27 protein-coding genes are annotated in these 24,798 nt (G+C 67.7%); 16 read left to right on the forward strand and 11 right to left on the reverse strand.

Translation table 11 applies throughout. From position 1 onward, the window contains the following. Nucleotides 1-25 precede the first annotated feature (25 nt). From LDO29_RS05320 to LDO29_RS05335, 4 genes are all read right to left on the reverse strand, one after another. Complete coding sequence (locus LDO29_RS05320; RefSeq protein ID WP_224078744.1) at nucleotides 26-349, reverse strand: c-type cytochrome; 324 nt, start codon at nucleotides 347-349, stop codon at nucleotides 26-28. A gap of 84 nt (nucleotides 350-433) precedes the next feature. Next, nucleotides 434-2,176 (reverse strand): PQQ-dependent methanol/ethanol family dehydrogenase, encoded by a 1,743-nt coding sequence (locus LDO29_RS05325; protein WP_224078745.1) that lies wholly within the window; start codon nucleotides 2,174-2,176, stop codon nucleotides 434-436. A 198-nt stretch (nucleotides 2,177-2,374) separates the two neighbouring features. Further along, nucleotides 2,375-2,995: a response regulator transcription factor gene (locus tag LDO29_RS05330; protein ID WP_224078746.1), complete on the reverse strand. Its 621-nt coding sequence runs from the start codon at nucleotides 2,993-2,995 to the stop codon at nucleotides 2,375-2,377. Further along, nucleotides 2,992-4,344: a sensor histidine kinase gene (locus LDO29_RS05335; protein ID WP_224078747.1), complete on the reverse strand. Its 1,353-nt coding sequence runs from the start codon at nucleotides 4,342-4,344 to the stop codon at nucleotides 2,992-2,994. Before LDO29_RS05335 ends, LDO29_RS05330 begins: the two co-directional genes overlap by 4 nt. Nucleotides 4,345-4,505: 161 nt before the next feature. Between LDO29_RS05335 and LDO29_RS05340 the strand changes: the two genes are divergently transcribed. The 16 genes from LDO29_RS05340 to ccmI all read left to right on the forward strand — a co-directional run bounded on the left by LDO29_RS05340 (nucleotide 4,506) and on the right by ccmI (nucleotide 19,272). Then, nucleotides 4,506-6,947: a TonB-dependent receptor gene (locus tag LDO29_RS05340; protein ID WP_224078748.1), complete on the forward strand. Its 2,442-nt coding sequence runs from the start codon at nucleotides 4,506-4,508 to the stop codon at nucleotides 6,945-6,947. 379 nt (nucleotides 6,948-7,326) lie between these two features. Beyond that, nucleotides 7,327-7,878, forward strand: coding sequence for a hypothetical protein (locus LDO29_RS05345; RefSeq protein WP_224078749.1), 552 nt, complete (start codon nucleotides 7,327-7,329; stop codon nucleotides 7,876-7,878). 181 nt (nucleotides 7,879-8,059) lie between these two features. After that, nucleotides 8,060-8,224, forward strand: coding sequence for a periplasmic nitrate reductase, NapE protein (gene napE / locus LDO29_RS05350; protein WP_224079111.1), 165 nt, complete (start codon nucleotides 8,060-8,062; stop codon nucleotides 8,222-8,224). Between the two features lie 86 nt (nucleotides 8,225-8,310). After that, a complete protein-coding gene (locus LDO29_RS05355) occupies nucleotides 8,311-8,649 on the forward strand; it encodes a chaperone NapD (protein ID WP_224078750.1) in 339 nt (112 codons plus the stop codon). Continuing rightward, nucleotides 8,621-11,116 carry a periplasmic nitrate reductase subunit alpha gene (gene napA / locus LDO29_RS05360; RefSeq protein WP_224078751.1) on the forward strand — a complete coding sequence of 832 codons (2,496 nt, stop codon included), beginning with the start codon at nucleotides 8,621-8,623 and terminating at the stop codon, nucleotides 11,114-11,116. Before LDO29_RS05355 ends, napA begins: the two co-directional genes overlap by 29 nt. 31 nt (nucleotides 11,117-11,147) lie before the next feature. Continuing rightward, nucleotides 11,148-11,648, forward strand: a complete 501-nt coding sequence (locus tag LDO29_RS05365) for a nitrate reductase cytochrome c-type subunit (RefSeq protein ID WP_224078752.1) — start codon at nucleotides 11,148-11,150, stop codon at nucleotides 11,646-11,648. Between the two features lie 27 nt (nucleotides 11,649-11,675). Beyond that, the gene (locus LDO29_RS05370) at nucleotides 11,676-12,263 is read left to right on the forward strand and encodes a cytochrome c3 family protein (RefSeq protein ID WP_224078753.1); all 588 of its coding nucleotides are present in this window, start codon (nucleotides 11,676-11,678) and stop codon (nucleotides 12,261-12,263) included. A 3-nt stretch (nucleotides 12,264-12,266) separates the two neighbouring features. After that, nucleotides 12,267-12,944 (forward strand): cytochrome c biogenesis heme-transporting ATPase CcmA, encoded by a 678-nt coding sequence (gene ccmA, locus LDO29_RS05375; RefSeq protein WP_396022624.1) that lies wholly within the window; start codon nucleotides 12,267-12,269, stop codon nucleotides 12,942-12,944. Between the two features lie 6 nt (nucleotides 12,945-12,950). After that, nucleotides 12,951-13,628 (forward strand): heme exporter protein CcmB, encoded by a 678-nt coding sequence (gene ccmB, locus LDO29_RS05380; RefSeq protein WP_396022625.1) that lies wholly within the window; start codon nucleotides 12,951-12,953, stop codon nucleotides 13,626-13,628. Between the two features lie 5 nt (nucleotides 13,629-13,633). After that, nucleotides 13,634-14,425, forward strand: a complete 792-nt coding sequence (locus LDO29_RS05385) for a heme ABC transporter permease (RefSeq protein ID WP_224078754.1) — start codon at nucleotides 13,634-13,636, stop codon at nucleotides 14,423-14,425. Next, nucleotides 14,422-14,568, forward strand: coding sequence for a heme exporter protein CcmD (locus LDO29_RS05390; RefSeq protein WP_224078755.1), 147 nt, complete (start codon nucleotides 14,422-14,424; stop codon nucleotides 14,566-14,568). The genes LDO29_RS05385 and LDO29_RS05390 overlap by 4 nt, the downstream gene beginning before the upstream one ends. Continuing rightward, on the forward strand, nucleotides 14,565-15,044 hold the full coding sequence (ccmE, locus tag LDO29_RS05395; protein ID WP_224078756.1) for a cytochrome c maturation protein CcmE: 480 nt from the start codon (nucleotides 14,565-14,567) through the stop codon (nucleotides 15,042-15,044). The genes LDO29_RS05390 and ccmE overlap by 4 nt, the downstream gene beginning before the upstream one ends. Next, on the forward strand, nucleotides 15,041-17,062 hold the full coding sequence (locus tag LDO29_RS05400; RefSeq protein WP_224078757.1) for a heme lyase CcmF/NrfE family subunit: 2,022 nt from the start codon (nucleotides 15,041-15,043) through the stop codon (nucleotides 17,060-17,062). The genes ccmE and LDO29_RS05400 overlap by 4 nt, the downstream gene beginning before the upstream one ends. Continuing rightward, nucleotides 17,059-17,598 (forward strand): DsbE family thiol:disulfide interchange protein, encoded by a 540-nt coding sequence (locus tag LDO29_RS05405; RefSeq protein WP_224078758.1) that lies wholly within the window; start codon nucleotides 17,059-17,061, stop codon nucleotides 17,596-17,598. Before LDO29_RS05400 ends, LDO29_RS05405 begins: the two co-directional genes overlap by 4 nt. Further along, entirely contained in the window at nucleotides 17,591-18,067 is a 477-nt protein-coding gene (locus tag LDO29_RS05410) for a cytochrome c-type biogenesis protein (protein WP_224078759.1), read from the forward strand. The genes LDO29_RS05405 and LDO29_RS05410 overlap by 8 nt, the downstream gene beginning before the upstream one ends. Beyond that, nucleotides 18,064-19,272 carry a c-type cytochrome biogenesis protein CcmI gene (ccmI, locus tag LDO29_RS05415; protein WP_224078760.1) on the forward strand — a complete coding sequence of 403 codons (1,209 nt, stop codon included), beginning with the start codon at nucleotides 18,064-18,066 and terminating at the stop codon, nucleotides 19,270-19,272. The genes LDO29_RS05410 and ccmI overlap by 4 nt, the downstream gene beginning before the upstream one ends. 22 nt (nucleotides 19,273-19,294) lie before the next feature. On the opposite strand, the gene LDO29_RS05420 is transcribed toward ccmI, so the two are convergent. The 7 genes from LDO29_RS05420 to LDO29_RS05450 are packed head-to-tail and all read right to left on the reverse strand — an operon-like array spanning nucleotide 19,295 to nucleotide 24,797. Continuing rightward, nucleotides 19,295-19,717 carry a PaaI family thioesterase gene (locus tag LDO29_RS05420; protein WP_224078761.1) on the reverse strand — a complete coding sequence of 141 codons (423 nt, stop codon included), beginning with the start codon at nucleotides 19,715-19,717 and terminating at the stop codon, nucleotides 19,295-19,297. 17 nt (nucleotides 19,718-19,734) lie between these two features. Beyond that, nucleotides 19,735-20,505, reverse strand: coding sequence for an enoyl-CoA hydratase/isomerase family protein (locus LDO29_RS05425; protein ID WP_224078762.1), 771 nt, complete (start codon nucleotides 20,503-20,505; stop codon nucleotides 19,735-19,737). A 15-nt stretch (nucleotides 20,506-20,520) separates the two neighbouring features. Beyond that, entirely contained in the window at nucleotides 20,521-21,183 is a 663-nt protein-coding gene (locus LDO29_RS05430; protein ID WP_224078763.1) for a 4-carboxy-4-hydroxy-2-oxoadipate aldolase/oxaloacetate decarboxylase, read from the reverse strand. A gap of 2 nt (nucleotides 21,184-21,185) precedes the next feature. Further along, nucleotides 21,186-21,848, reverse strand: a complete 663-nt coding sequence (locus LDO29_RS05435; protein WP_224078764.1) for an RraA family protein — start codon at nucleotides 21,846-21,848, stop codon at nucleotides 21,186-21,188. Nucleotides 21,849-21,853: 5 nt separating this feature from the next. Further along, the gene (locus LDO29_RS05440; protein ID WP_224078765.1) at nucleotides 21,854-22,516 is read right to left on the reverse strand and encodes an RraA family protein; all 663 of its coding nucleotides are present in this window, start codon (nucleotides 22,514-22,516) and stop codon (nucleotides 21,854-21,856) included. 29 nt (nucleotides 22,517-22,545) lie between these two features. After that, nucleotides 22,546-23,544 (reverse strand): DODA-type extradiol aromatic ring-opening family dioxygenase, encoded by a 999-nt coding sequence (locus tag LDO29_RS05445; RefSeq protein WP_224078766.1) that lies wholly within the window; start codon nucleotides 23,542-23,544, stop codon nucleotides 22,546-22,548. A gap of 26 nt (nucleotides 23,545-23,570) precedes the next feature. Then, nucleotides 23,571-24,797 carry a CaiB/BaiF CoA transferase family protein gene (locus LDO29_RS05450; protein WP_224078767.1) on the reverse strand — a complete coding sequence of 409 codons (1,227 nt, stop codon included), beginning with the start codon at nucleotides 24,795-24,797 and terminating at the stop codon, nucleotides 23,571-23,573. Between the last annotated feature and the right edge of the window lies 1 nt (nucleotide 24,798).

Genomic DNA, 24,798 nt, shown 5'->3' on the forward strand with positions numbered 1-24,798 from the left:
GCCACGAACCCACGCTACCGCTTATCTACCCGACGCTTAGCACCCACTCCGCCAGTTTCCTGGCATCCGCCTCGCCCAGGTTGCCGTGCGCCGGCATGGGAACCGGCCCCCACACACCTTTGCCACCTTCGCGGATCTTCTTGCCGAGCCGCTCGGCCGCCTCGCTGTCCCCCTTGTACCGGGCCGCCACCTCGGCAAAGCCAGGGCCTACGAGCTTCGTTTGCATGCCATGGCAGGCAAAGCATCCGTTCTTGTCCGCCAAAGGCTGCATATCGGCCGCCGTGCCCGCCTGAACCACACCAGGCAGCAGCAGCGAAGCCGCTACGCATGCCATCCATTCCTTCTTCATACTTCGTCCCCGCTGTGTCGCGTTGCAAGTAAGCGGGCGTCGCCGTGGCGACGCCCGCGTGTCTGGCCATCAAGCGCCCTGGATTCAGCTCTTGTGCAGCTTGAACACCCACACCGACCCGCCCTGCTCCAGGAAATTCACGCGCTTGGCGACTTCCCCGCCCCACAGCGGCACCGCCCCGCCCCAGCCCGACACCACGGCCACGTACTGCTCGCCGTTGTCCTCCCAGGTGACCGGCGGCGCCACCACGCCACTGCCGGTCTGGAACTTCCAGAGTTCCTTGCCGGTCCTGGCGTCGGCAGCCTTCAGGTAGCCTTCGGGCGTGCCCCAGAACACCAGGCCGCCGGCGGTGGTCATGACCCCGCCCCACAGCGGCGCGTTGTTCTTGACCTCCCAGACGATCTTGCCGGTCTTGGGGTTGATTGCGCGCAGCGCGCCGATGTAGTCCTCGTTCAGCGGATGGATGGTGAAGCCGGCGCCCAGGTAGGCGGCGCCCTTCTTGTAGCTGACGGGCTCGTTCCAGATATCCATCGCCCACTCGTTGGCCGGCACGTAGAACAGGCCCGTCTGCGGGCTGTAGGCCATCGGCTGCTGGTTCTTGCCGCCCAGGAAGCCGGGCGCGGCGAGCACCGACTTGCCCTTCTTCGGGTCGGTGCCGCTGGCCGGGTCGCCGGGGCGGCCTTCGTCGATGTAGTTGGGCCGGCCGGTCTTCAGGTCGATGCCGGTGGCCCAGGTGATCTTCTTCACGAACGGGAAGGCATTGACCAGCTTGCCGTTGGTCGCGTCGTTGACATAGAAGAAGCCGTTGCGGTCGGCCTTGCCGCCCATGCGCTTGCCGTCCAGGTCGAAGGTCACGAACTCATTGACGCCGTCAAAGTCCCACCCGTCGTTCGGGGTGTTCTGGTAGTGCCAGACGATCTTGCCGGTGGCCGGATCGATGGCCACCGTCGACGCCGAGTAGAGGTTATCGCCCTTGCGGATATGGCTGTTCCACGGGCCGGGGTTGCCGGTGCCGAAGTAGACCAGCCCCGTGGACGGATCATAGGTGCCGCCGAGCCAGGTGGCGGCGCCGCCGGTCTTCCAGGTCTCGCCGGGCCAGCTGGCGTTCTCGGTGCCGGTCACGCCGTTCTCGGTCTTGTTGCCGTCCTTGTCGTACTTGTAGCCCATGTGGCCTTCGACCACCGGGCGCGACCACACCAGTTGCCCGGTCTTGGCATCGCGCGCCTCGACCCGGCCGACCACGCCGAACTCGCCGCCCGAAATGCCGGTGAGCACCATGCCTTTGACGATCAGCGGCGCCGCCGTGTACGAATAGCCCGCGGCATAGTCCGCCAGCTTTTCCTTCCACACCACCTTGCCGGTCTTCTGGTCGAGCGCGACCAGTTGCGCATCGAGCGTGCCGAAGATGACCAGGTTGTCGTAGAGCGACGCGCCGCGGTTGACCACGTCGCAGCACGGCATGATGCCTTCCGGCAACCGGTGCTCGTACTTCCACAGCTTGCTGCCGGTCTTCAGGTCGAGCGCGTAGATGCGCGAGTACGACGCCGTGACAAACATCTTGCCGTCGTGGATCAGCGGCTGCGCTTCCTGTCCGCGCTGCTTCTCGCCACCGAACGAGAACGACCACGCCGGCACCAGGTTGGCGACATTCCTGGTGTTGATGCGGGTCAGCCCGGAATAGCGCTGGCCTTGCGGCCCCATGCCCCATGACAACACGTCGCCGGGGCTCTTCGCATCGTTCTCGATCATGGCATCGGTCACCGCCGCCTGAGCGGCCAGCGTGGCCACGGCAGCCGCGACTGCCATCACTACTCGTAAGGTCCTCATTGTCTTCTCCTCGTTATTTTCCGTTTCCACCGGTGCGCCACTGCGCCGCAACCAGCGACGCAGTTGGCAATTCCCATGCCAATCGGATTTGCGCGCCAACCAGCCGGTTGCCACCGCAGGACGCCGTGGCCACCGTGTCAGCACGCAACATTGCGTTGCATCTGCTCCAGAACTGAACAACCGGCGGTGGCCGCGAAATCAGCCGAAGCCGTGCGCCACCGCATAGCGATGCATCTCGACCCGGTTGGCCAGCCCCATCTTCTTGCGGATCAGCGTCTGGTAGTTGGCCACGGTCTTGGTGCTGAGGCAGAAACGCGCAGCGACGTCTTCGATTGCGGTGCCGCGTGCAAACTGGCGGAACAGGTCGAACTCCCGCGGCGACAGCGCGAAGTGCGGCGGCTGCGCGCCCATGTCGGCCAGACCGGCGATGTCATCGGACAGCACTTGCTGCCCTGCCGCGATCTTGCGCACCGCGTCTACCAGCGCCTCCGGCGCGCTGCTCTTGGTCAGGTAGCCCGCCGCGCCGGCGCGCATCGCCTGCATCACGACGGCGGCGCTGTCGTGCATGCTGAACACCAGCGTGCGCAGCGCGGGAACACGCACGCGCAGCCGCTGCAGCATCTCCAGGCCGCCGCGGCCTGGCATCGACAGGTCCAGGATCAGCACGTCGGCCCGCGTACGGACCAGCCAGTCATAGGCGGCATCGCCGTCGCCGAACTCGGCTACCACGCGCATGCCTTCGTCCAGTTCGAGCAGGCGCCGGTAGCCCGTGCGCACCACGGCGTGATCGTCGGCAATCACCACATCGATCGTGTTCATGCTGGCTGGCTCCCTGGCTGGATCTGTGACGCCTCCGGCGCGGACAGCGGAAAGCTCGCGCTCAGCCGGCAACCCCGCGTATCGCCTGTGCGTTCGGCGTCGCCGACCAGCAGCGTGGCGCAATGGGCCCAGGCGCGCTCGTGCATGCCTCGCAGGCCATGGCTGCGCTGCAGCGCCGCGTCGATGTCGCCGATACCGGCGCCATCGTCCTCCACGCACCAGCAGACCTGGTCCCCGCTCCTGGCGATGCAGATCGACGCCCGGCTGGCGCCGGCGTGGCGCATGACATTGGTCAGCGCCTCCTGCGTCATCCGGTAGAGCGTCAGGGTCAGGTCCGCACCCAGCACGGCGCCGCCAAGATCGACTACGCAATCCAGCCGCACCGACTGGCCCGGCTGTCCACTCCAGCTGCGGACCAGGTCCTGCAGCAGCCGCGCCACGCAGGCGACGCGCCCGTCGGGCTGCGCGCCATGCGGGCGCAGCCGGTGCAGCAGGTGGCGCACCTCGTCCTGGATCCGCGCACAATGCCCGGCCAGGTCATTGGCCACGATCTGCAGCATCGGCGCATGCGCGCTCTTGCGCACCAGGTAGGTGGCATCGGCGCGCATGGCAGCCAGCACCTGGCCGAACTCGTCGTGCAATTCACGCGCCAGCCTGGCACGCTCGCATTCCTGCGCGTCCAGCAGCCTGCGGCTCAGGGCGCGACGCTCGGCCTGGTGATGCGCCAATGCGCCGGCCATCTGATTCAGCGCGCAGCGCACCTGGTCCAGTTCGCGGATGCGCATGGCGGGCAGGCGCACGCTGTAGTCCTTGCGCTCGTAGTGGCCAATGGCATCGAGAATCCGCTGCAAAGGCGCGAACGCTCGCCGCAGCAACCACGACAGGCAGCACAGCAACAGCACGCTGTACGCGCTCAGCATGGCCACGTTGCCGGCGACGTCGCGTCGCGCTTCGCGCAGTTCGCTGTCCGGGTTCCAGCGCAGCGCGGCATGGTAGACGGTGCCATCGCGTGCGCGGATGTCCCATTGGCTTTCGGCGTGCGCCAGTTCCCCTTTCGGCGCTGTTTCGACGAGCGCCTGCCCTGCGGCGTCCTCAACGTGCAGCCGCAGGTGGCGCATTCGCGTCGATTGATTGATGGCGCGCAGCGCGGCGAGGTGTGCCGCGCGCTCTGCCGGCCCGGCGGACTGCAGCGCCGACAGCCGCGCGACGAGTTGCGCCGTGGCGGCAGCACCGCTGCGCTCTTCCCCAATTGCCTGCTGCGCCAGCCACATCGTCGCCAGAAGCGCGGAGCCGAGGCAGACGCAGGCCAGCCACAGCGCTCGGCTGGCCAGGAAACGCGACATCGTCATGGCAGTGCTCCTCCGGAGGATGGTTGGCGTCCGGCCCGACCCAGGTCGGGAGATTTTCCCGATGCCCAGGGTACAAAACCTGCTCCCCATCCCCTCAGCTTGTTCAGGTCCAGTCGCTGCCCAACGCAGGCAGCGCGCCCCGATTCCGGAGGAGATGCAAGATGCCAGCCAACCCCTTCCCTGCACCGCCATCGCAGGCAATCCACCACGTCCGCCCGAGGCGCGGCAAGCGCTGCCGCCACGCGGCCACGGCCATCGCCCTGGCGATAGCCGTGCTGGTGCAGCGGCCCGCTGTTGCGCAATGGGACACTGCTGCGCCAAAGCAGGACAGTACCGTCCTGCCGGAAGTGCTGGTGGTGGCGGCCGCGCCGCTGCCCGGCATTGGCGTGGACAGCGGCCTGGTGCCCTACACGGTGCAGACCGTGCGCGGCGATGACCTGAACGGCACGCGCGCCGGCAACCTGGCCGACTACCTGGGCCGCAACCTGGCCGGCGTCAACGTCAACGATATCCAGGGCAGCCCGTTCCAGAGCGACATCACCTACCGCGGCTACCGTGCTTCATCGATCGCGGGCGTGCCACAAGGCCTGTCGGTCTATCTCGACGGCATCCGCGTCAACGAGCCCTTCGGCGATGTAATCAGCTGGGACATGATCCCCGAGGCCGCGTTGAAAAGCGTGTCGCTGGTATCCAGCGCCAACCCGGCCTATGGCCTGAACAGCCTGGGCGGCGCGCTGGCCATGACCACCCGCTCCGGCCTGGACTCGCCTGGCTTCACCGCCGACCTGTCCTACGGCAGCGGCAACCGCAAGCGCGCCGACCTGTCAGGCGGCGTGCGCAGCGCAGGCGGCTGGCACGCCTTCGCCGCCGGCACGCTGTTCCAGGAGCACGGCTGGCGGGACGATTCGTCGGGGCAGCTCGGCAACGTGTTTGCCAAGGCGGGCTATGCGGGCGATACCGACAGCCTGGATGTGTCGCTGCTCCACGGCCGCAGCACGCTGACCGGCAATGGACTGGTACCGGCCTACCATGCGAGCGGCAATGCAACCGAGCCGGACATCTACCAGCTGAATCGCCGCGCGGTGTACACCTATCCGGACCAGACCCGCAACCAGGTCACGCAGGTCGCCGTCAATGGCCGCCACTGGTTCGACGACAAGACCAGCGCCGCCGCCCTGGCCTATGTGCGCAACAGCCGGCGCGACACCACCAGCGGCGACGTCAGCCCTGACTACGAGAGCTATGTCGAGGCCTGCGAGGACGGCTTCAACGCCGACGGCAGTCCGCGTGACGATGGCTGCGGCGTGACCCGTGCCGAGGGAGCGGCATTGCATCCCGCCGTGGTCAACACCAGCCATATGCGGCAGCAAACGGTCGGCGTGGCGTTCAGCCTGGCCAGGGAGACGGAACGCCATGTGCTGAACGCCGGCATCAGCCTGGACCGAAGCCGGCTGACCTATTCGCAGTACGCCCAGTTGGGCACGTTCACCGAAGACCGCGGCGCGGCGGCCGACCCCGATGCGCCCAATAACCTGGTCTCCGGCGTCAGCGGCAACGCCCGCACGTTCGGCATGTACCTGTCAGACACCTGGACCCTGACGCCGAGCACGTTCCTGACGGCATCGGCACGATGGAATCTCGCCACAGTGAGCAACACCCTGCAAAACAGCGATGGTAGCGAACAAGCGCGCGAGAGCTTTACCTACCGCCGTCTCAATCCCGCGCTGGGGCTGGTGCAGAAGCTGGGCGGCGGCGTTTCGGTGTTTGGCGGCTACGCGCAGAATAACCGCGTGCCCACGGTCCTCGAACTCGGCTGTGCCGACCCGACGCAGCCGTGCCGCCTGCCTGCCGGGCTGCAGGCGGATCCTTACCTGAAGCAGGTAGTCTCACATGCCTATGAGACTGGCGTGCGCTGGCGCCCCGGCAAGGACACTGACGTCACCGCGACCCTCTACCGCATCGACAACCACGACGACATCCTGTTCCTGCGCGCGCCCAATACACAGATGGGCTACTTCGCCAACTTCGATCGCACCCGGAACCAGGGACTGGACCTCACTGCCAGCCAGCGTGTCGGCGATGTGACGCTGCGGGTTGCCTACAGCTACCTGCAGGCGACCTATCAGGCAAACGGTCAGCTTGCGGTCGGCGAGCGCACCATCGATGTCCACCCTGGTATGCGCATCGCCGGCCTGCCGCGCCATACATTCAAGTTGGGGGCGGACTGGCAGGCGCTGGCGGGGCTGACGCTGGGCGCCGACCTTGTTGCCGTGTCCGACAGCGCCGCCAGCGGCAATGAAGACGGGCTGCGCAGCGATCCGCAGCCGGCGCAGGCGCCCAAGGCAGCCAATTGGCACGTGCCCGGCTACGCCACTGTCAACCTGCGGGCGGTGTACCGGTTCGGCAAGCACTTCGAGGTTTATGCCCGGGTGGCCAATCTGTTCGACCGGCGCTACGAGACCTACGGCCAGGTCGCGAACAACGTGTTTCCCGGGGGTACGCTGGCGCAGCCGCATGTCGCGCCTGGCGATGGGGCCACGGCGTTGTTCGTGGCGCCAGGGGCGCCGCGGAGTGCATGGGTGGGGATGGTGTATCGCATGTAGAGTCGGACGGCACGGCTTCGGTGATGACTTGCTCCTCGCTCTTGGCTTGCGCTGCTGTTTCGCCGGCGTAGCCGGCCTCGTAGCTGACGACGAGCACCTTGCGTCACCGCGCACAAAAACTTAACGGTCGGATGCGCCCCACCATAGATGTGCGTAGGAAGGCGGCTCAGGCGGCTGGATTGCGCATAAAGGGCGGCAACCGGGCGGCGCGGATACATCTCGCAAGCGCATTAATGTTTTGCAAGCACTTTGATGGTTTGCAAGAAGCTTAATGTCCGAGGTCAGCCTGACTATTCCGCATTGCACAATGCCCCATGAACTTGCTTGTCCAGGCAAGGATTCGCGCCCAAGCTGGAAGGGCTCGAACAGGAGGATCATCATGCAACCCACCAACTTCGTCTGGCACTACACGGTCGGCACGAGGTTGCCTGCCATCGCGGAATCAGGCCTGCTGATTCCCGCCAGGTCACTGCACGCCACGGCATCGCTGGGCGTCCTGTGGTTTTCACGGCAACAGACGTGGGAACCGTCCACCGCCCGCACCGGCTGGAAGCGCCACCCGGCTGCCCGGTCCGCGTTCCCCGAAAAAGATGGCGTGTTCCGCTTCGGCCTGCCCGCCTCGGACATCCGCCTGGTGCCGTGGCCTTCGGTCACACGCCTGGCCGATATCGACATTCCCGAAGCCATGGCCATGGTCTCGGCCGGCCTGCGCCGGGGCGGCACCCCGACCGACTGGCTCGGGGTGCTGGCCCAGGTGCCTCTGACCGAACTGCGCTTCCAGCGCTGGGACGGCGCAGCCTGGCTTGATGCAAGGCTCGGGGAAATCGACCTGGAGGCGCTGGCCGCAATGCGGCCGGCGGCGTCACCCGAACAGGGCAAGCGCGTGCCGGTGCCGACCCTGCGTGGCGGCGCCGTGCATGACGTCCATTGATACCGCGCCACCGTCCTGGCTGAGCGGATCCTGAGAGCGGTCCGGGTGGCTGGCACCGATGCGGCGCTTTCCGGTGGTTGCGCGCGAGTGCAGTCTTGACACCTTGGCGTCCGCTTTCTTTAATGGGTTACACACATCACGCCTGCCGTACGAGAGGCCCCACCCATTACATCAACCCATGATGCAGCCGGGCAGCGTTGAAGATCCGCAGCGCAAGAAGGAAGAACTGCGCAGTTTCCTGTTCCTCACCGCGGTGATGGTGCCGGTGCTGTCGGTCGTCGTCGTGGCCGGCTACGGCTTTATTGTCTGGATGAGCCAGCTGATCAGCGGTCCGCCCTCGCACTGAGTCCGCCCCCTGCAAGAGAGCGCAGTAACGGCAACAAGAAAAAGGCTGCAGTACAGAACTAAACGGCCTCTAGCTGGAGTTACCGCATGCCAGCTGCAAAACCTTCCATCCCCATCCAGCCAGTCCCGGCGGGCGAGGAGTGGCATATCGCCGGGATCGTGGTGTACGCGCATCCTGACAGCGTCGACAGCGTCCGCACCGCCGTCGAAGCCATGACGGGCGTGGAAATCCATGCCGCCAGCGACGCCGGCAAGATGGTCGTCACCGTCGAAGCCCCCACCTCCCGCGCCATTGCCGCACAGCTCACCTGCCTTCACCAGCTTGAAGGCGTGCTGTCCGCGACGCTGGTCTACCAGCACAACGAAGATGCCGAAGCCATGAACGAGGAGATCGCCGATGAAAATCTCTCGTCGGGAATTCATTAAGCAGACCGCCGTCGCGGCGACGGCGTCGGTGGCCGGCATCTCGCTGCCCGCCGATGCCGCCAACTTCGTCACCGACAGCGAGGTCACCAAGCTGAAATGGTCGAAGGCGCCCTGCCGCTTCTGCGGTACCGGCTGCGGCGTCACCGTGGCCGTGCGCGACAACAAGGTGGTGGCCACCCAGGGCGACCCGCAGTGCGAGGTCAACAAGGGCCTGAACTGCGTCAAAGGCTACTTCCTGTCCAAGATCATGTACGGGCAGGACCGGCTCACCAAGCCGCTCATGCGCATGAAGAACGGCAAGTACGACAAGAACGGCGAATTCGCCCCCGTCACCTGGGACCAGGCGTTCGACGAGATGGAGCGCCAGTTCAAGCGCGTGCTGAAGGAAAAGGGTCCCACCGCGGTGGGCATGTTCGGCTCGGGCCAGTGGACAGTATGGGAGGGCTACGCCGCATCCAAGCTCTTCAAGGCGGGATTCCGCTCCAACAATATCGACCCTAACGCACGCCATTGCATGGCATCGGCCGTGCAGGGCTTCATGCGCACCTTCGGCATGGACGAGCCGATGGGCTGCTATGACGACTTCGAGGCCGCCGACGCGTTCGTGCTGTGGGGCTCGAACATGGCGGAGATGCACCCGATCCTGTGGACGCGCATCACCGACCGCCGCCTGAGCCATCCGAAGACGCGCGTGGCCGTGCTGTCGACCTTCACGCACCGCTCGTTCGATCTCGCGGACCTCCCCATCATCTTCACGCCGCAGACCGACCTGGCGATGCTGAACTTCATCGCCAACTACATCATCCGCAACAACAAGGTCAACAAGGACTTCGTCAACAAGCACACGGTCTTCAAGGAAGGCGTGACGGATATCGGCTATGGCCTGCGTCCCGACCATCCGCTGCAGAAGGCCGCCAAGAACGCGGCCAATCCGGGCGATTCGAAGCCCATCACGTTCGACGACTTCGCGAAATTCGTCTCGAAATACGACGCCGACTATGTCAGCAAGCTTTCCGGGGTGCCGAAGGACAAGCTCAACCAGCTCGCCGAGCTGTACGCGGACCCGAACGTCAAGGTGATGTCGTTGTGGACCATGGGGTTCAACCAGCATACGCGCGGCAGCTGGGTCAACAACATGGTCTACAACGTCCACCTGCTGACCGGCAAGATCGCCACGCCGGGCAACAGCCCGTTCTCGCTGACGGGGCAGCCATCCGCGTGCGGCACGGCACGCGAGGTCGGCACGTTCTCGCACCGGCTGCCGGCCGACATGGTGGTCACCAATCCGAAGCACCGCGAGGAAGCCGAGCGCATCTGGAAGCTGCCGCCGGGGACCATCGTCGACAAGCCGGGCTACCACGCCGTGCTGCAGAACCGCATGCTCAAGGACGGCAAGCTCAATGCCTACTGGGTGCAGGTCAACAACAATATGCAGGCCGCCGCCAACCTGATGGAGGAAGGCCTGCCGGGCTACCGCAATCCCGCCAACTTCATCGTCGTGTCGGATGCCTACCCGACCGTGACGGCGCTGTCGGCCGACCTGGTCCTGCCCAGCGCGATGTGGGTGGAAAAGGAAGGCGCCTACGGCAACGCCGAGCGCCGCACGCAGTTCTGGCACCAGCTCGTCGATGCCCCGGGTGAATCACGCTCGGACCTGTGGCAGCTGATGGAGTTCTCCAAGCGCTTCAAGGTGGAGGAAGTCTGGCCGCCCGAGCTGGTCGCCAAGAAGCCCGAGTACAAGGGCAAGACGCTGTTCGACGTGCTCTACCGCAACGGCCAGGTCGACAAGTTCCCGCTCAAGGAAGTCAACGCCGAATACCACAATGCCGAGTCCAAGGCGTTCGGCTTCTACGTGCAGAAGGGCTTGTTCGAGGAATACGCGAGCTTCGGCCGCGGGCACGGCCACGACCTGGCACCGTTCGACAGGTATCACGAGGAGCGCGGCCTGCGCTGGCCGGTGGTCAACGGCAAGGAAACGCGCTGGCGCTACCGCGAAGGCAGCGACCCGTATGTCAAGGCCGGCGCCGGCTTCCAGTTCTACGGCAACCCGGACGGCAAGGCCGTGATCTTCGCCCTGCCCTATGAGCCGCCGGCCGAGTCGCCGGACAAGGAGTACCCGTTCTGGCTGGCCACCGGCCGCGTGCTGGAACACTGGCACTCCGGCTCGATGACGCGGCGCGTGCCCGAGCTGTACCGCGCCTTCCCTAACGCGGTGGTGTTCATGCATCCGGAGGATGCCAAGGCACTGGGACTGCGGCGCGGCGTCGAGGTCGAGGTGGTGTCGCGGCGCGGCCGCATGCGTTCGCGCGTGGAAACGCGCGGGCGTGACGCGCCGCCGCGCGGGCTGGTGTTCGTGCCGTGGTTCGATGCGAGCCAGCTTATCAACAAGGTCACGCTCGATGCGACTTGCCCGATCTCGCTGCAGACCGACTTCAAGAAGTGCGCGGTGAAGATCGTCAAGGTGTAGCCGCCCACGCCAACCCACAAAAGGAGACGCCATGATGCCGAGCCGATCCTGGGCACCCCTGCTGGCCTTATGTACGTGGCTGCTGGCCGCGTTCGCCATGTTCGCGGCCGCGCCCGCTGGCGCGCAGGGCCTGGTGGACGCCATGCGCGGTCCCACGCCCGTGGCCAACGAGAGCAAGGCCCCGATCCTGTACCCCACCGAGAACAAGGACATCCGGCGCACGCGCAACTACACCATGCAGCCGCCGACCATTCCGCACAAGATCGACGGCTACCAGCTCGACAAGGACTTCAACCGCTGCATGTTCTGCCATGCGCGCACGCGCACGGAGGAAACGCAGGCGATCCCGGTCAGCATCACGCACTACATGGACCGCAACAACAACGTGCTGGCCGAGGTCTCGCCGCGGCGCTACTTCTGCACGCAGTGCCATGTCCCGCAGGCCGACGCCAAGCCACTGGTCGGCAACAGCTTCGTCGACGTGGAAACGATGCTCAAGCGCAAGCCCGGCGCCAAGAGCGCGGGCAAATAGACCAAGACAACAACACAGGTGCGCGCCATGCTGGACCTCATCAAGCGCTACTGGCGGACCATCAACCGGCCCAGCGCCTACTTCAGCCTGGGCTTCCTGACACTGGGCGGCTTCATTGCCGGGGTGATGTTCTGGGGCGCCTTCAACACCGCGCTGGAGCTGACCAATACCGAGCAGTTCTGCACGGGCTGCCATGAGATGCGCGACAACGTCTACCAGGAACTGCAGGGCACCATCCACTTCACCAACCGCAGCGGCGTGCGCGCCAAGTGTTCGGACTGCCACGTGCCTCACAACTGGACCACCAAGATGGCGCGCAAGATGCAGGCGTCGAAGGAAGTGTGGGGCAAGATCTTCGGCACCATCGACACGCGCGAGAAGTTCCTGGCGCACCGGCTGGAGCTGGCCCAGCACGAATGGGCGCGCTTCAAGGCCAACGACTCGCTCGAATGCCGCAACTGCCACGATTACCAGTCGATGGATTTCACGCGCCAGAGTCCGCGCGCGCAGGCCATGCACTCCACCTACCTGGAAAACAAGGAAAAGACCTGCATCGACTGCCACAAGGGCATCGCCCACCACCTGCCCGACGTGTCGAAAGCCGAGGGACAGTAGCGCGTGCCGACCCGTTCTTCCGGGCTCTCCTGTGATGGCATTGCCGGCGGCCCGGCGTTGCGGGCCAGCGAACTGGCGTTTTCGCGCGCAGGGCGCCCGGTCTTCACAGGCATCGGCCTTGCGCTGGGTGCCGGCGGACTGGTGCAGGTGCTGGGCCCGAACGGCAGCGGCAAGTCCACGCTGCTGCGCGTGCTGAGCGGGCTGCTGCCGCCCGCCGAAGGCACCGTCAGCTGGCACGGCCGGACGGTACGCGCCGGCGACCCGGCCTACCTGCAGTCGCTGGCCTATCTCGGCCATGCCGACGGCATCGACACCGACCTCAGCGCCGCCGAGAACCTGCGCTTCGCCGCGCGGCTGGCCGGCCTGCAGCCCCCGCCGCACGCCGTACACGCCGCACTGGCCCGGCTTGGCATGGAGCGGGCGATGCAGGTTCCGGTGCGCACGCTTTCGCAAGGCCAGCGCCGCCGTGTCGCGCTGGCCCGGCTGGCGCTGGTCCGGCGCACGCTGTGGCTGCTCGACGAGCCGCTGACCTCGGTCGACGACCAGTCGGCGAGCCGCTTTCATGACCTGCTGGACGCGCACCTTGGCGACGGCGGCATGGCCGTGATTGCCACGCACCGGCTGCTCCCCGGCGGCGGCGAAGTCCTCGAACTCGGCGCGACAGCGCCTGCTTCGCGCTGAACCGCCATGATGGGCACCCTCGGCACCCTCGGCGCCATCGTGCTGCATGACCTGTCGCTCGCCTGGCGGCGGCGCGGCAGCCTGCTGGGCAGCGTGGTGTTCTTCGTGATCGCCGCGAGCCTGTTCCCGCTCGCCATCGGCCCCGATCCGCAGCAGCTGCGCGCACTCGCGCCCGGCATCCTGTGGGTGGCGGCGCTGCTGGCATCGATGCTGTCGCTGTCGCGGCTGTTCGCACAGGAGTACGCGGACGGCAGCCTGGACCAATTGCTGCTGTCGCCGCAACCGCTCGCCTTGCTGGTGCTGGCGAAGATCTGCGCGCACTGGCTCACCAGCGGGCTGCCGCTGCTGCTGCTCACGCCGCTGCTCGCGCAGCAGTACAGCCTGCCGGCCGGATCGGCGCTGCTGCTCTGCGCCTCGCTGCTGGTTGGCACGCCTGCGCTGAGCCTGATCGGCGCGGTCGGCGCCGCGCTGACGCTGGGCGTGCGCGGCGGCGCCGTGCTGCTGTGTATCCTGGTGCTGCCGCTGTGCGTGCCGGTGCTGGTGTTCGGCGCCAGCGCGGGCGCTGCAGCCGATGCCGGGCTGGACGTGGTGCCGCAGTTCTCGCTGCTGGGCGCCTGCCTGGCGCTGTCGCTGTTCCTGTGCCCGCTCGCCACTGCGGCGGGGCTTCGTATTGCCATGGAGTAGCGCGCATGAGCCAACCGCTGCACCCCACCCACGCGGCCGGCCAGCGCGAGCCGATCCGGCGATCGAGTTGGCTCGCCTTTGCCGCGCCGGTTCGTTTCTATCCGCTCGCAGGGCGCCTTGCGCCGTGGTTCTTCGCCGCCGCTGCGCTGTTGCTGGTGGCCGGCCTCTGGCTGGGCTTCGCGGTAGCGCCAACCGACGCGCAGCAGGGCGAGGTCTACCGCATCATCTTCATCCACGTGCCGGCAGCGTGGATGTCAATGTTCATCTACCTGGTCATGGCCGGCTACTGCGCGCTGGCGCTGGTGCTGCGCACGCGGCTGTCGTCGATGATGGCCTCCGCGCTGGCGCCGACCGGCGCGCTCTTTACGGCCATTGCGCTGTGGACCGGCGCGCTGTGGGGCAAGCCGACCTGGGGCACGTGGTGGGTGTGGGATGCGCGGCTGACTTCGGAGCTGATCCTGCTGTTCCTGTACCTGGGCTTCATCGCGCTGGAGGCCGCCATCGACGAGCCGCGGCGTGCCGAGCGCGCCTGCGCCGTGCTCGCGCTGGTCGGCGTGGCGAACGTCCCCGTGATCTACTTTTCCGTGCAGTGGTGGAACACGCTGCACCAGGGCGCCTCGGTCAGCCTGACCGCGGCGCCTTCGATGGCCGCGACCATGCTGGCCGGCATGCTGGTGATGACGCTGGCCTGCTGGATGTACACAATCGCGGTGGCGCTGGTGCGCGTGCGCTGCATCCTGCGCGAGCGCGGCGAAGCCGGCAGCGTGCCGGCTGACCTTCGGGAGACTGCACCATGAACGGATTCAGCCTTGCTTCGCTGGCCGGCCATGCCGGCTATATCGCCGGCGCGTTCGGCATGGCGTTCGCGCTGATCGGCATCGAACTGGTGCTGCTGGCCCGGCGCAGCCGCGCCAGCGACGCCGGGCGCGTATCGCGATGACGCCACGACAGCGCCGCCTCGGCATGCTGCTGGCCGCGCTGGCCTGCGCGGGCGTGGCGCTTGCGCTGGTGCTCAATGCGTTCCGCTCGAACCTGGTGTTCTTCTTCAGCCCGAGCCAGGTCGCTGCGCATGAGGCGCCAGCCGCGCGCAGCTTCCGCCTGGGCGGGCTGGTGGCACCCGGCTCCATCCGCCGCGAGGGCGATGGCATGACCATCCGCTTCATCGTCACCGACAACGCGCGCGAGGTGCCGGTGATCTACCGTGGCCTGCTGCCGGACCTGTTCCGCGAAGGCAAGGGCGTGGTCGCGCGCGGCACGCTCGACGGCAGCGGCACCTTCGTCGCCAGCGAGGTGCTGGCCAAGCACGACGAGAACTACATGCCGCCGGAAGCCGCCGACGCCATGAAGCAGGCGGAGCAGGTCAACCGCCGCATGGCCAGCCAGCTCGCGGAAGGCGAACGGGGGACGCAGCGGTGAACCCGGAACTCGGTCACTTCGCGCTGATCGTGGCCCTGCTGGCCGCCTTGGTGCAGGCTGCGCTGCCGCTGGCCGGTGCCGCGCGCGGTAACGCGGCGTGGATGTCGGTCGCGAGGCCCGCCGCGCGCGTGCAGTGCATGCTGGTGGTGCTGGCCTACCTGTCGTTGACACTGGCCTTTGCGGGCAACGATTTCAGCGTGCGCTATGTCGCCGCCAATTCGAACAGCGACCTTCCCCTCGCCTACCGCCTTGCGGCGGTGTGGGGTGGGCATGAAGGCTCCATGCTGCTGTGGACGCTGATGCTGGCGCTGTGGTCGCTGGCGGTCTCCGTCTTCAGCCGCCGCCTGCCGCTGCCGGTGGTCGCGCGCGTGCTCGGCGTGATGGGTGCGATCAGCAGCGGCCTCCTGCTGTTCCTGCTGTTCGCATCCAACCCGTTCATCCGCCTGCTGCCGCCGGCCATGGCCGGGCGCGACCTGAACCCGCTGCTGCAAGACCCCGGCATGGTGTTCCATCCGCCCATGCTCTACATGGGATACGTCGGCTTTGCCGTGACCTTTGCCTTCGCCGTGGCGGCGCTGCTCGAAGGACGCCTGGATGCCGCCTGGGCACGCTGGGCGCGGCCATGGACCACGGTGGCATGGATGTTCCTCACGCTCGGCATCATGCTCGGCAGCGCCTGGGCCTACTATGAGCTCGGCTGGGGCGGCTGGTGGTTCTGGGATCCCGTGGAGAACGCGTCCTTCATGCCCTGGCTCGCCGGCACGGCGCTGATGCATTCGCTCGCAGTAACCGAGAAGCGCGGCGCGTTCCGCGCCTGGACGGCGCTGCTCGCGATCTTCACATTCTCGCTGAGCCTGCTGGGCACTTTCCTGGTCCGCTCCGGCGTGCTGACCTCGGTCCATGCCTTTGCGGTCGACCCGAAGCGCGGCATCTTCATCCTGGCGCTGCTGGGGCTCGTCACCGGACTGGCGCTGGCGCTGTTCGCGTGGCGCGCACCAAGGCTGGCGCGGCGCGCGGACTTCAGCCTGGTCTCGCGCGAGTCCTTCCTGCTCGCCAACAACGTACTGCTGGCCGTAGCCGCGGCCACCGTGCTGCTCGGCACGCTCTATCCGCTGCTCCTCGACGTGCTTGGACTCGGCAAAATCTCGGTGGGCCCCGCGTATTTCGAACAGGTCTTCGTACCGCTGATGGCGCCCGCGGTGCTGCTGATGGGCGCTGCGCCGCTGGCACGCTGGCGGCATGGCGAGTTGCCGGACATGACGCGCCGACTGCGCTGGGCGGCAGGAGCCAGCGCAGTCATCGGAGTCGGCCTGCTGCTGGTGCTGCGCAATGTTTCGGCACTGACCGGGCTGGGCCTGCTGCTTTCAGCCTGGTGCGCCGCAAGTGCTGTGGCCAGCCTTGCGACGCGGCTGCGCAATCAACAGGGCCGCCGGCTCGCCACGCTGCGCCAGTTGCCGGCCGGCTACTACGGCATGCTGCTGGCGCACCTTGGCGTCGGCGTGTTCATTGCCGGCGTGACGCTGGTAAGCAGCCAGGAAAGCCTGCGCGAACTGCCGATGCGGCCCGGCGAGGTGATTGCGGTCGGCGGCTATGAATTTCGTTTCGTGGGCGTCGCGCCCGGCACGGGGCCGAACTACGAAGCGCTGCGCGGTGACCTCAGCGTCTCGCGCCACGGCAAGACAGTGGCCACGCTGACGCCCGAGCGGCGCATCTACCGCAGCCAGGACATGCCGACCACAGAGGCCGCCATCGACACCGGCATCACGCGCGATCTCTATGTCGCGCTCGGCGAATCGCTCGGGGACGGGCGCTGGGCGGTGCGCATCCACGTCAAACCGTTCGTCGACTGGATCTGGGGCGGATGCGTGCTGATGGCAATCGGCGGGCTGCTGGCCGCGAGCGATCGGCGCTACCGGCTGCGCCGGCAGGCCGCGAGCGTTGCCATGCCCGGCGCCGACGCTGCCCAGCCCCAGGCGCCCGCGCTGGCACTGGCCGGCCGTGAGGAGACGCAGGCATGACGCGCTTCCTGCTGCCGCTCGCGGTGTTCCTGGTGCTCGCGGTGGCGCTGGCCGCCGGACTGCGCCACGATCCGCGCGAACTGCCGTCGCCGCTGGTTGGCAAGCCGGCGCCGGCATTCGTGCTGCCGGTGCTCGAACAGGACGGCCGCAAGCTCGGTGTGGCCGACCTGCGCGGCAAGGTGTGGCTGCTCAATGTCTGGGCCTCGTGGTGCACCGCGTGCCGTGCAGAACATCCGGTGCTGGTCGACTTCGCGGCACGCTCGCGGGTGCCGCTCTACGGCCTCAACTACAAGGACGAAAATGGTGCCGCGCGCGAGTGGCTGCAGCGCATGGGCAATCCGTATGCAGCCTCGCTCGTCGATGCCGACGGGCGCGTAGGCATCGACTTCGGCGTGTATGGCGTACCCGAGACCTTCGTCATCGACAAGGCCGGCGTGGTGCGCTACAAGCAGGTCGGGCCGGTGACAAGGGAGGTGCTGGAGCGCAAGCTGATTCCGCTACTGGAATCGCTGGAGAAGGGGGATGGTCATGCGTAGCGCCGTACTCGCCTGCTGTGCGCTCACATTCGCCCTGCATGCGGTCGCCGCCCCTCCTGCCGACGCCGAACTCGACGCCCGCGTCCATACCCTGTCCGAGCAATTGCGCTGCCTCGTCTGCCAGAACCAGACGCTGGCCGATTCCAACGCCGACCTCGCGGTCGACCTGCGCCGGCAGATCCGCGAACAGTTGCGCCAGGGCGCCAGCGACGAAGCGGTGAAGCAATATCTCGTGCAGCGCTACGGCGACTTCGTGCTCTACAAGCCGCCGCTCAAGCCGCTTACCTGGCTGCTGTGGTTCGGCCCCCTGCTATTGCTGATCGCTGTACTGGCGGGGCTGTCGCGCGCCCGGTCACGCCGCGCCGCGCCTGCAGCCCCGCTCGACGACGCCGAACGCCGCAGGCTCGCGGAACTGCTCGACGAACCGCCACGTTCCGCCGACCCGTTGCCACCGCTATCGCCACCATGACCACCTTCTGGTTCCTCGCCGCCGCGCTGATGGCCGTGACCATGGCCGGGCTGCTGTGGCCATTGTTGCGCCACCCTTCGGGCGCGGTCGTGGCGGACCGCCCTGCCCCCGCGCTGCGAGACGTCTACCGCGACCAGTTGCGCGAACTCGACGCAGACCTTCGCGCCGGCACACTGAGCCCGACGCGTCACGCGGAAGCGCGCGATGAACTCGCCCACCGCCTGCTCGACGACAGCGGACAGCCGGGCATCGTGCAGCGCGAGCACCGTTCCTCCCCGCTTCTGGCCGCCGCGCTGCTGGCATTGCTGCCAAGCGCGGCCATCCTGCTCTACCTGCACCTGGGCAATCCGGTGGCGCTCTGGGGCGCCGGCGACAGGCACGCAGCGGAAGACAGCCAGCACGAACTGAGCGTCGCGCAGGTCGAGGGCATGGTGAACCAGCTTGCCACGCGGCTGCGCGACAAGCCCGATGATCCGGAGGGTTGGTCGATGCTCGCGCGCTCCTACACGGCGCTGCAGCGCTATGACGACGCCGCGGCAGCCTATGCCAGGGCCGTGGCGCTCGCACCGGAGGTGGCAGCATTGCGCGCCGACTATGCCGACGTACTGGCGAGCACGAACGGCGGCTCGCTCGAGGGTCCGGCGATGGAGCAGATCCAGCGCGCACTGGCGCTCGACCCCGATGATCCCAAGGGCCTGGCACTGGCCGCCAGCGCGGCCGCCGAGCGGGGCGAGACCGCCGAGGCCATTGCCTACTGGGAACACCTGTACCGCCTGCTGCCGCCCGACTCGCAGACGGCGGCACGGGTGGCCGCCAATCTCGCGGCGGCTCGCGGCACCGGCAAGTCACCTGCCGCAACTGGCATCAGTGGCACGCTGGCGCTCGCTCCCGGTGCCGCCAGGACCCCGGCGCCCGATGAAACCGTCTTCCTTTACGCGCGCGCCCTTGACGGTCCACGCATGCCGCTGGCCGTGCTGCGCCGGACCGTGCGGGACCTGCCACTGCGCTTCACGCTGGACGATTCGCTGGCGTTGACACCGGAACGCAAGCTGTCGGGGCAGGCCCGGGTCATGGTGGAGGCGCGCATCTCGGCAAGCGGCAATGCGACGCCGCAGGCGGGCGACCTCACAGGCCAGGCGGGGCCCATTCAGCTCGGTGCGCAGGATGTTCAGGTCATCATCGGACAGCCGTCCGTAAAACCATAGCAACCGTCTGCGCGTTCAGCGCCTACGCCCGACGTACGACCATGCAGGTGGCCGTCGCGGTCGCCACCAACTGGCCGTCCTGGCGCAGTTCTCCCACCACGTTGCAGACATTGCGGCCGCGCCGTTCCAGGCGCGCGCGCCCTTGCAGCGGACCGGCCTGGGCTGGCCGCAGGAACGAGAGATTCAGGTTCAGGGTCGAGCAGTATTCACCGTCGGCCAGCGTCGCGGTGACGAGCATCGCGGTCACGTCATCCAGCATGGCGCCCAGCATCCCGCCCTGCACCTGGCCGGCCGGATTGAGGAATGCCCCGGTGGCAACGTAGTCGGATTCGAGCGCGCCGGCCTCCAGGTCGACTCCGCGAACCACGCCGCCCAGCAGGCTGGCGACAGCCGGCAACGGAGCCTGGCCGTTCAGCATGCGCGTGAAAAGGTTGGCTTCGGCCATCGTGTGTAGGTCCCCGGTCAACGGCCGGTAAAGCGCGGCGCGCGCTTTTCCCGCCATGCAAGCGCGCCTTCGCGCAGGTCGTCGGAAGCATCAGCCGCTGCGATATCTTGCGCCAGCCCGGCGATATCGAGCTCGCCGCGGGCGATGCAGTTCAGGTGCTTCTTCATGCCGAGCAGGGCCAGCGGTGCCATGCCGGCGAGTTCTTCGCTCCACCTTGCCGCAAGCGCGCGCAGCGCCTCGGGACTATCCTCCAGCCGGTCCAGGTAGCCGCAGGCCAGCATCCCGGCCGCGTCGAACCTGTCGGCCATCAGCAGGATGCGCTTGGCCGTGGCCAGGCCCAGCCGCGTGACATAGCGCTCCATGCCGCCGCGGTAGAACAGCAGCCCGAGGCGTGCGGCCGGTACCGACATCTCGGCGCCGGCCGCGCCAAAGCGAAAATCGCACGCGAGCGCCAGGTCGGTGGCACCGCCGTACACGCCGCCATGCAGCACGGCGATGGTGACGGGCCGTGCCTGTTCCAACGCATTGGCCAGCGCTTCGAAGCGGGCCCCGACATCGGCGCCGCCGAGGCGGCCGATATTGAACCCGCTGCAGAAGTGGCGGCCCTGCCCCTCAAGGCGCAGCACGCGTATCCGGCTGTCCGCGTTCACGGTCTCCAGGTACTGGCGCAACAGGTCAAGGTCTTCCGGCTCCAGCCGGTTCGCCACCTCGGGGCGGCGCAGCGTGATGACGGCTACATGGCCATCGACGGCCAGTTCGGGCGGCTGTCCTTGCGGGGTCTCGCTCATGGCATCGGGCCTCGTTCAGTGAAAGCCGTAGATCCGCATGGTGGTCTCGCCCGCCTCCACCCGCTTGAGAATGGCGGCTTCGGTGGCTTCGCGGTCCTGTGCCTTGCCCACGACCTCCGCGGCGCGGGTGCGCGGCACCACCACCACGCCATCACGGTCGCCCACGACCAGGTCACCGGCTTCCACGCGGGCGCCGCCGATCAGCACCGGCGCATTGAGCCAGCCGATCGCGCCATAGTCCTTGCCGGTGCCGCGGATGCACAGGCCGCGCGCGAACACCGGGAAGCCGATCTCCTCGAGCAGCACGCCATCGCGCACGCAGCCGTCGATCACCAGTCCGCCGAGGTGCTTCACCTTGGCGGCGGTGGTCATGATCTCGCCCCAGTAGCCGTGCTCGTAGGCGCCGCTCACATGCACCACCAGCACGTCGCCGGGCCGCGCGATGTCCAGCGCGCGATGCAGCCACAGGTTGTCGCCGCCGGGCGAATGGACCGTCAGCGCCGGGCCGCAGATGCGGAATTCCGGTGCCACGGGCTTGATGGCCGGCGACACCACGCCGATCTTTCCGCCCGCCTCATGCAGCGTGGCAGTCGGCAATGCGCGCGCGTCGTTGACGATATCGGCGCTGACCCGCTCGAATTCGCGGATCGTCGTGCTGGTTGCGTCGTGTTCCGCCATGGTCAGGCTCCCTTGGTCTGCAGCTGGTGGTAGCGGAACTGGCGGCGCGCCTCGTCCAGGCGCATGCCGCCGCGCACGGCTTCGCGGATGGCGTTCTCGGCGTGCTCGATCTGCTCGGCCGTATCGAGCACCGCGGCTTCGTGCTCGCGCGGGATCACCACCACGCCGTCGGCATCGCCGCGCAGGATGTCGCCGGGCTGCACGCGCGCATCGCCGATATTGACGACCACGTTGGTGGCTTCTACCTGCACGCGGTCCTTGCCGGTGCGCATCCAGTGGTCCTTGCTGAACACCGGGTAGCCGAGCTGGCGGCACAGGGCCACGTCACGGCACACGCCGTCGATGACGGTGCCGGCAATGCCGCGGCGGTGCGCGATCTCCGTGAGGATGTCGCCCCAGACCGTGGCGTTGTCGCGGCCGCCGTTGTCGAGCACGAGGATGCTGCCCGGCGGCACGTCGTCAATGTAGTCGCCCACGGTGCCGGGCGGGTTCGATGCCGGGCCGTACAGCAGCGTGTAGGCGCGGCCGGCCGTGGCGAAGCCCTCGCCGCGGGCCTTGATGCGGTAGCACTGGCCTGCGATGCCGTGCTTGTCCAGCGCGTCGCTCAGCGTGGCCGTGTCCAGCTTCGCGGCGCGCGCGACGTTGATGTCCTGTTGTTCGCTCATCTCTCTCAACCCTTCAGCATGTGTTCGTAGTTGCCACCCATGACTTCCCCGATGGGCGTGCCGCCCAGGATGGCTTTCGCCATCACGGACTCCTTGCGCACGATGGCTTCGGCCGTCTCCAGCACGCGCGCGATGTCGCGCGCGGCGATGAAGATCACGGCGCTGCGGTCCGCGACCACGTAGTCCCCCCCTTCCACCGTCACGCTGCCGATCTGCACCGGAACATTGGTGCCCTGCTCCACCACGCGGCTGCGTGCGGTGAATGCGGTCAGCGCGCGACTGAAGACAGGGAAGTCGAAATCAAGGGCCTCGTCGATATCGCGCACCGGGCCATCCGCCACGACGCCGGCGACGCCGCGCACCTTGGCCCCGAGCGACAGCAGCCCGCCCCAGCTCCCCGCCTCCACGCCGGTGCGCTGCTCGACGACGATGATGTTGTCCGGGCCCGCCTGCTCGATCGCCGTGCAGCCGAGATGGCGCGTCGGTCCCGGCGGCGGCGCGCCGGTGCCGAGCTTGACGGTGATGGCGCGGCCGGCAATACGCCCGGCGCCGGAGCGCTGTGGCAGGCCCGTCACGGTGCCCGGCAGCTGCAGCTTGTCGAGCGCGTCGGATACCGCGCAGCAATCAAGCCGGCGCAGGCGTTGTACGTTGGATTCGGTTTCACTCATGGTCGTTGGTATGGCTTTTGTTCGGTTGTTCAATCCAGGGTGTGCCAGGCCGCGAAGCACAGGCCGGTGCCGGTCAGTGCAGGCGTGCGGTATCCCGGGACATAGGAAACCCATTCGAGGTCAAGGTCGCGCACGGCCTCGACGGCGATCAGCCAGTTGCGGATCTCCGAGCTGCCCGCCTGGAGCTGGCGCGGATCCAGCGATGCGAGGAAAGCCGTGTCTTTCGTGCGAATGGCATCGATGATCGCGTTGTCGAGTTCGGCATCCACCACGAAGTGGCTCAGGCCGCCCGAGGCCAGCACACCGACGCGCAGATCTTCGGGATAGGCGGCGATCAGCTCGCGCAGCGCGGCGCCAAGCTGGATGCAGCGGCGCGGCGTGGGCTGGTTGGGCGGATCGAAGGTGTTGACGATGACGGGCACCACCGGCAAGTCCAGCCCCTGCAGGTAGCGCCGGTGGATGAACGAGAACGCATGGCCTTCGAACTGGCCGCGCTCGAGCCCGTCCATGGCGGTGATGTCGAAGTCGCGGTCGCACAGCTCGCGGATCATCCAGCGGCCCATGGCGGCGTTGACCGGGTAGTCGCGGTCGGCGTTGGGCTCCTGTCGGGCCATGCGGGCCTTCTTGTACCAGCTGTCCGACTGGCTCTCATCGCGCTTCGCATTGCGGATGGTGTCGCCGTAGTAGATCGCAAAAGCCGGGTTGTTCGTGGTGCGGAACAGCTCGGTCTGGTCGTCGCCGACCACCAGCAGTACGTCGAGCCGGGCCGCGCGGATGCGCTCGCGCAACTCGTCCATGGCGGCTTCGGCTTCGTCGTAGCGCTCGCCCATGCGTTCGGGCGTCACCATGGCCTCGGCATCATCCGGGGCGACGGCGAGCAGCGCCTCATAGGTGGTCGGGTTGCCGGCCCGGTCGAAATAGTGCGGGTTCTTCGGGTCGACCTGGCGGAAGCCGTGCTGCCAGTCTTCACGCTGGCACACCAGCATGATGCTGTGGGAGGAGCCGAAAGCGGCGACGAGTCTTGCCATGGGAGTGTCCTTGCGTTCAAACGCGGTCAAACGATGTAGGCGGCGCGCAGTTCGTCCACCTGCGCCGCGCTGTAGCCCAGCTCGCGCAGGATGTCGTCAGTGTTGGCGCCCTGTAGCGGTGCGGGCTGCGGCGGCAGGTCGCGCGGATAGCGCGAGAAGCGCATCGGCTGCCCGACCAGCGCGACATCGCCAAGCTCGGCGTGCTGCATTGGCCAGGCCACGCCGAGGTGCTTCACCTGCGGGTCGGCAAACACCTGGTCGATGCGGTGGATGGGGCCGCACGGCACGCCGGCCTTGAGCAGCCGCTCGGTCCATTCGGCGGTGGTGCGCGTGCGCAGCGCGGCTTCGATCGCCGCATTGACCTTGTCGCGGTTGCGCACGCGCTCGGGATCGGAACCCATGCCGGGTTCGTCGACGAGGTGGGGCACTTCCAGCGCCTCGCACAGGCGCTTCCACATGGTCTGGCCGATCGCGGCGATGTTCAGGTAGCCGTCGCTGGTGGCGAACACGCCCGTGGGCACGGTCAGCGGATGTTCGTTGCCGGTCTGTTCCGGAATCTTGCGGTCGACCAGCCACTGCGCGGCCTGGAAATCGAGCATGGCGATCTGCGCTTCGAGCAGCGAGGTCTGCACCCACTGCCCTTCGCCCGAGGCTTCGCGCTCCAGCAGCGCCGTGAGGATGCCCATCGCGCAGAAGTGGCCCGCGCACAGGTCCGCGAGCGGAATGCCGACGCGCATCGGGCCTTCGCCCGGCTTGCCGGTCACGCTCATCAGTCCGCCCATGCCCTGCGCGATGGAGTCGAAGCCGGGCCAGCCCGCGTAGGGGCCGTCCTGCCCGAAGCCTGAAATGCTCGCGTAGACCAGCCGCGGGTTGATCGCGCGCAGCGCGTCCGGGCCGATGCCGAGGCGGTGCTTCACGTCGGGGCGGTAGTTCTCGATGAAGACGTCGGCGCGGCTGACCAGCTCATGCAGGATCTTGACGCCCTCCGGGGTCTTCATGTTGAGCGTGAGGCTTTCCTTGTTGCGGTGCAGGTTCTCGTAGTCGGCGCGGTTGTGGTCGCGTCCGCCGATCATGTCGTCGCCGCCCGGCGCGCCGGGCGGGATCTCCAGCTTGATCACGCGCGCACCCATGTCGGCGAACAGCCGCACCGCGGTAGGGCCGGCGCGCACGCGCGAGGCGTCGAGGATAGTGAAGCGGGACAGCGGGCCCTTGCGCTCGCCGGTGCCGTGTTCGTTGTGTCGGGTATCAGCCATG

This window comes from Cupriavidus laharis (assembly GCF_914271435.1).
Lineage (GTDB): Bacteria > Pseudomonadota > Gammaproteobacteria > Burkholderiales > Burkholderiaceae > Cupriavidus > Cupriavidus laharis.

Coding starts and splice junctions, on each gene's coding strand:
- LDO29_RS05320 (WP_224078744.1), bottom strand. CDS start 349: ATGAAGAAGGAATGGATGGCATGCGTAGCGGCTTCGCTGCTGCTGCCT.
- LDO29_RS05325 (WP_224078745.1), bottom strand. CDS start 2,176: ATGAGGACCTTACGAGTAGTGATGGCAGTCGCGGCTGCCGTGGCCACG.
- LDO29_RS05330 (WP_224078746.1), bottom strand. CDS start 2,995: ATGAACACGATCGATGTGGTGATTGCCGACGATCACGCCGTGGTGCGC.
- LDO29_RS05335 (WP_224078747.1), bottom strand. CDS start 4,344: ATGACGATGTCGCGTTTCCTGGCCAGCCGAGCGCTGTGGCTGGCCTGC.
- LDO29_RS05340 (WP_224078748.1), top strand. CDS start 4,506: ATGCCAGCCAACCCCTTCCCTGCACCGCCATCGCAGGCAATCCACCAC.
- LDO29_RS05345 (WP_224078749.1), top strand. CDS start 7,327: ATGCAACCCACCAACTTCGTCTGGCACTACACGGTCGGCACGAGGTTG.
- napE (WP_224079111.1), top strand. CDS start 8,060: ATGCAGCCGGGCAGCGTTGAAGATCCGCAGCGCAAGAAGGAAGAACTG.
- LDO29_RS05355 (WP_224078750.1), top strand. CDS start 8,311: ATGCCAGCTGCAAAACCTTCCATCCCCATCCAGCCAGTCCCGGCGGGC.
- napA (WP_224078751.1), top strand. CDS start 8,621: ATGAAAATCTCTCGTCGGGAATTCATTAAGCAGACCGCCGTCGCGGCG.
- LDO29_RS05365 (WP_224078752.1), top strand. CDS start 11,148: ATGATGCCGAGCCGATCCTGGGCACCCCTGCTGGCCTTATGTACGTGG.
- LDO29_RS05370 (WP_224078753.1), top strand. CDS start 11,676: ATGCTGGACCTCATCAAGCGCTACTGGCGGACCATCAACCGGCCCAGC.
- ccmB (WP_396022625.1), top strand. CDS start 12,951: ATGATGGGCACCCTCGGCACCCTCGGCGCCATCGTGCTGCATGACCTG.
- LDO29_RS05385 (WP_224078754.1), top strand. CDS start 13,634: ATGAGCCAACCGCTGCACCCCACCCACGCGGCCGGCCAGCGCGAGCCG.
- LDO29_RS05390 (WP_224078755.1), top strand. CDS start 14,422: ATGAACGGATTCAGCCTTGCTTCGCTGGCCGGCCATGCCGGCTATATC.
- ccmE (WP_224078756.1), top strand. CDS start 14,565: ATGACGCCACGACAGCGCCGCCTCGGCATGCTGCTGGCCGCGCTGGCC.
- LDO29_RS05405 (WP_224078758.1), top strand. CDS start 17,059: ATGACGCGCTTCCTGCTGCCGCTCGCGGTGTTCCTGGTGCTCGCGGTG.
- LDO29_RS05410 (WP_224078759.1), top strand. CDS start 17,591: ATGCGTAGCGCCGTACTCGCCTGCTGTGCGCTCACATTCGCCCTGCAT.
- ccmI (WP_224078760.1), top strand. CDS start 18,064: ATGACCACCTTCTGGTTCCTCGCCGCCGCGCTGATGGCCGTGACCATG.
- LDO29_RS05420 (WP_224078761.1), bottom strand. CDS start 19,717: ATGGCCGAAGCCAACCTTTTCACGCGCATGCTGAACGGCCAGGCTCCG.
- LDO29_RS05425 (WP_224078762.1), bottom strand. CDS start 20,505: ATGAGCGAGACCCCGCAAGGACAGCCGCCCGAACTGGCCGTCGATGGC.
- LDO29_RS05430 (WP_224078763.1), bottom strand. CDS start 21,183: ATGGCGGAACACGACGCAACCAGCACGACGATCCGCGAATTCGAGCGG.
- LDO29_RS05435 (WP_224078764.1), bottom strand. CDS start 21,848: ATGAGCGAACAACAGGACATCAACGTCGCGCGCGCCGCGAAGCTGGAC.
- LDO29_RS05440 (WP_224078765.1), bottom strand. CDS start 22,516: ATGAGTGAAACCGAATCCAACGTACAACGCCTGCGCCGGCTTGATTGC.
- LDO29_RS05445 (WP_224078766.1), bottom strand. CDS start 23,544: ATGGCAAGACTCGTCGCCGCTTTCGGCTCCTCCCACAGCATCATGCTG.
- LDO29_RS05450 (WP_224078767.1), bottom strand. CDS start 24,797: ATGGCTGATACCCGACACAACGAACACGGCACCGGCGAGCGCAAGGGC.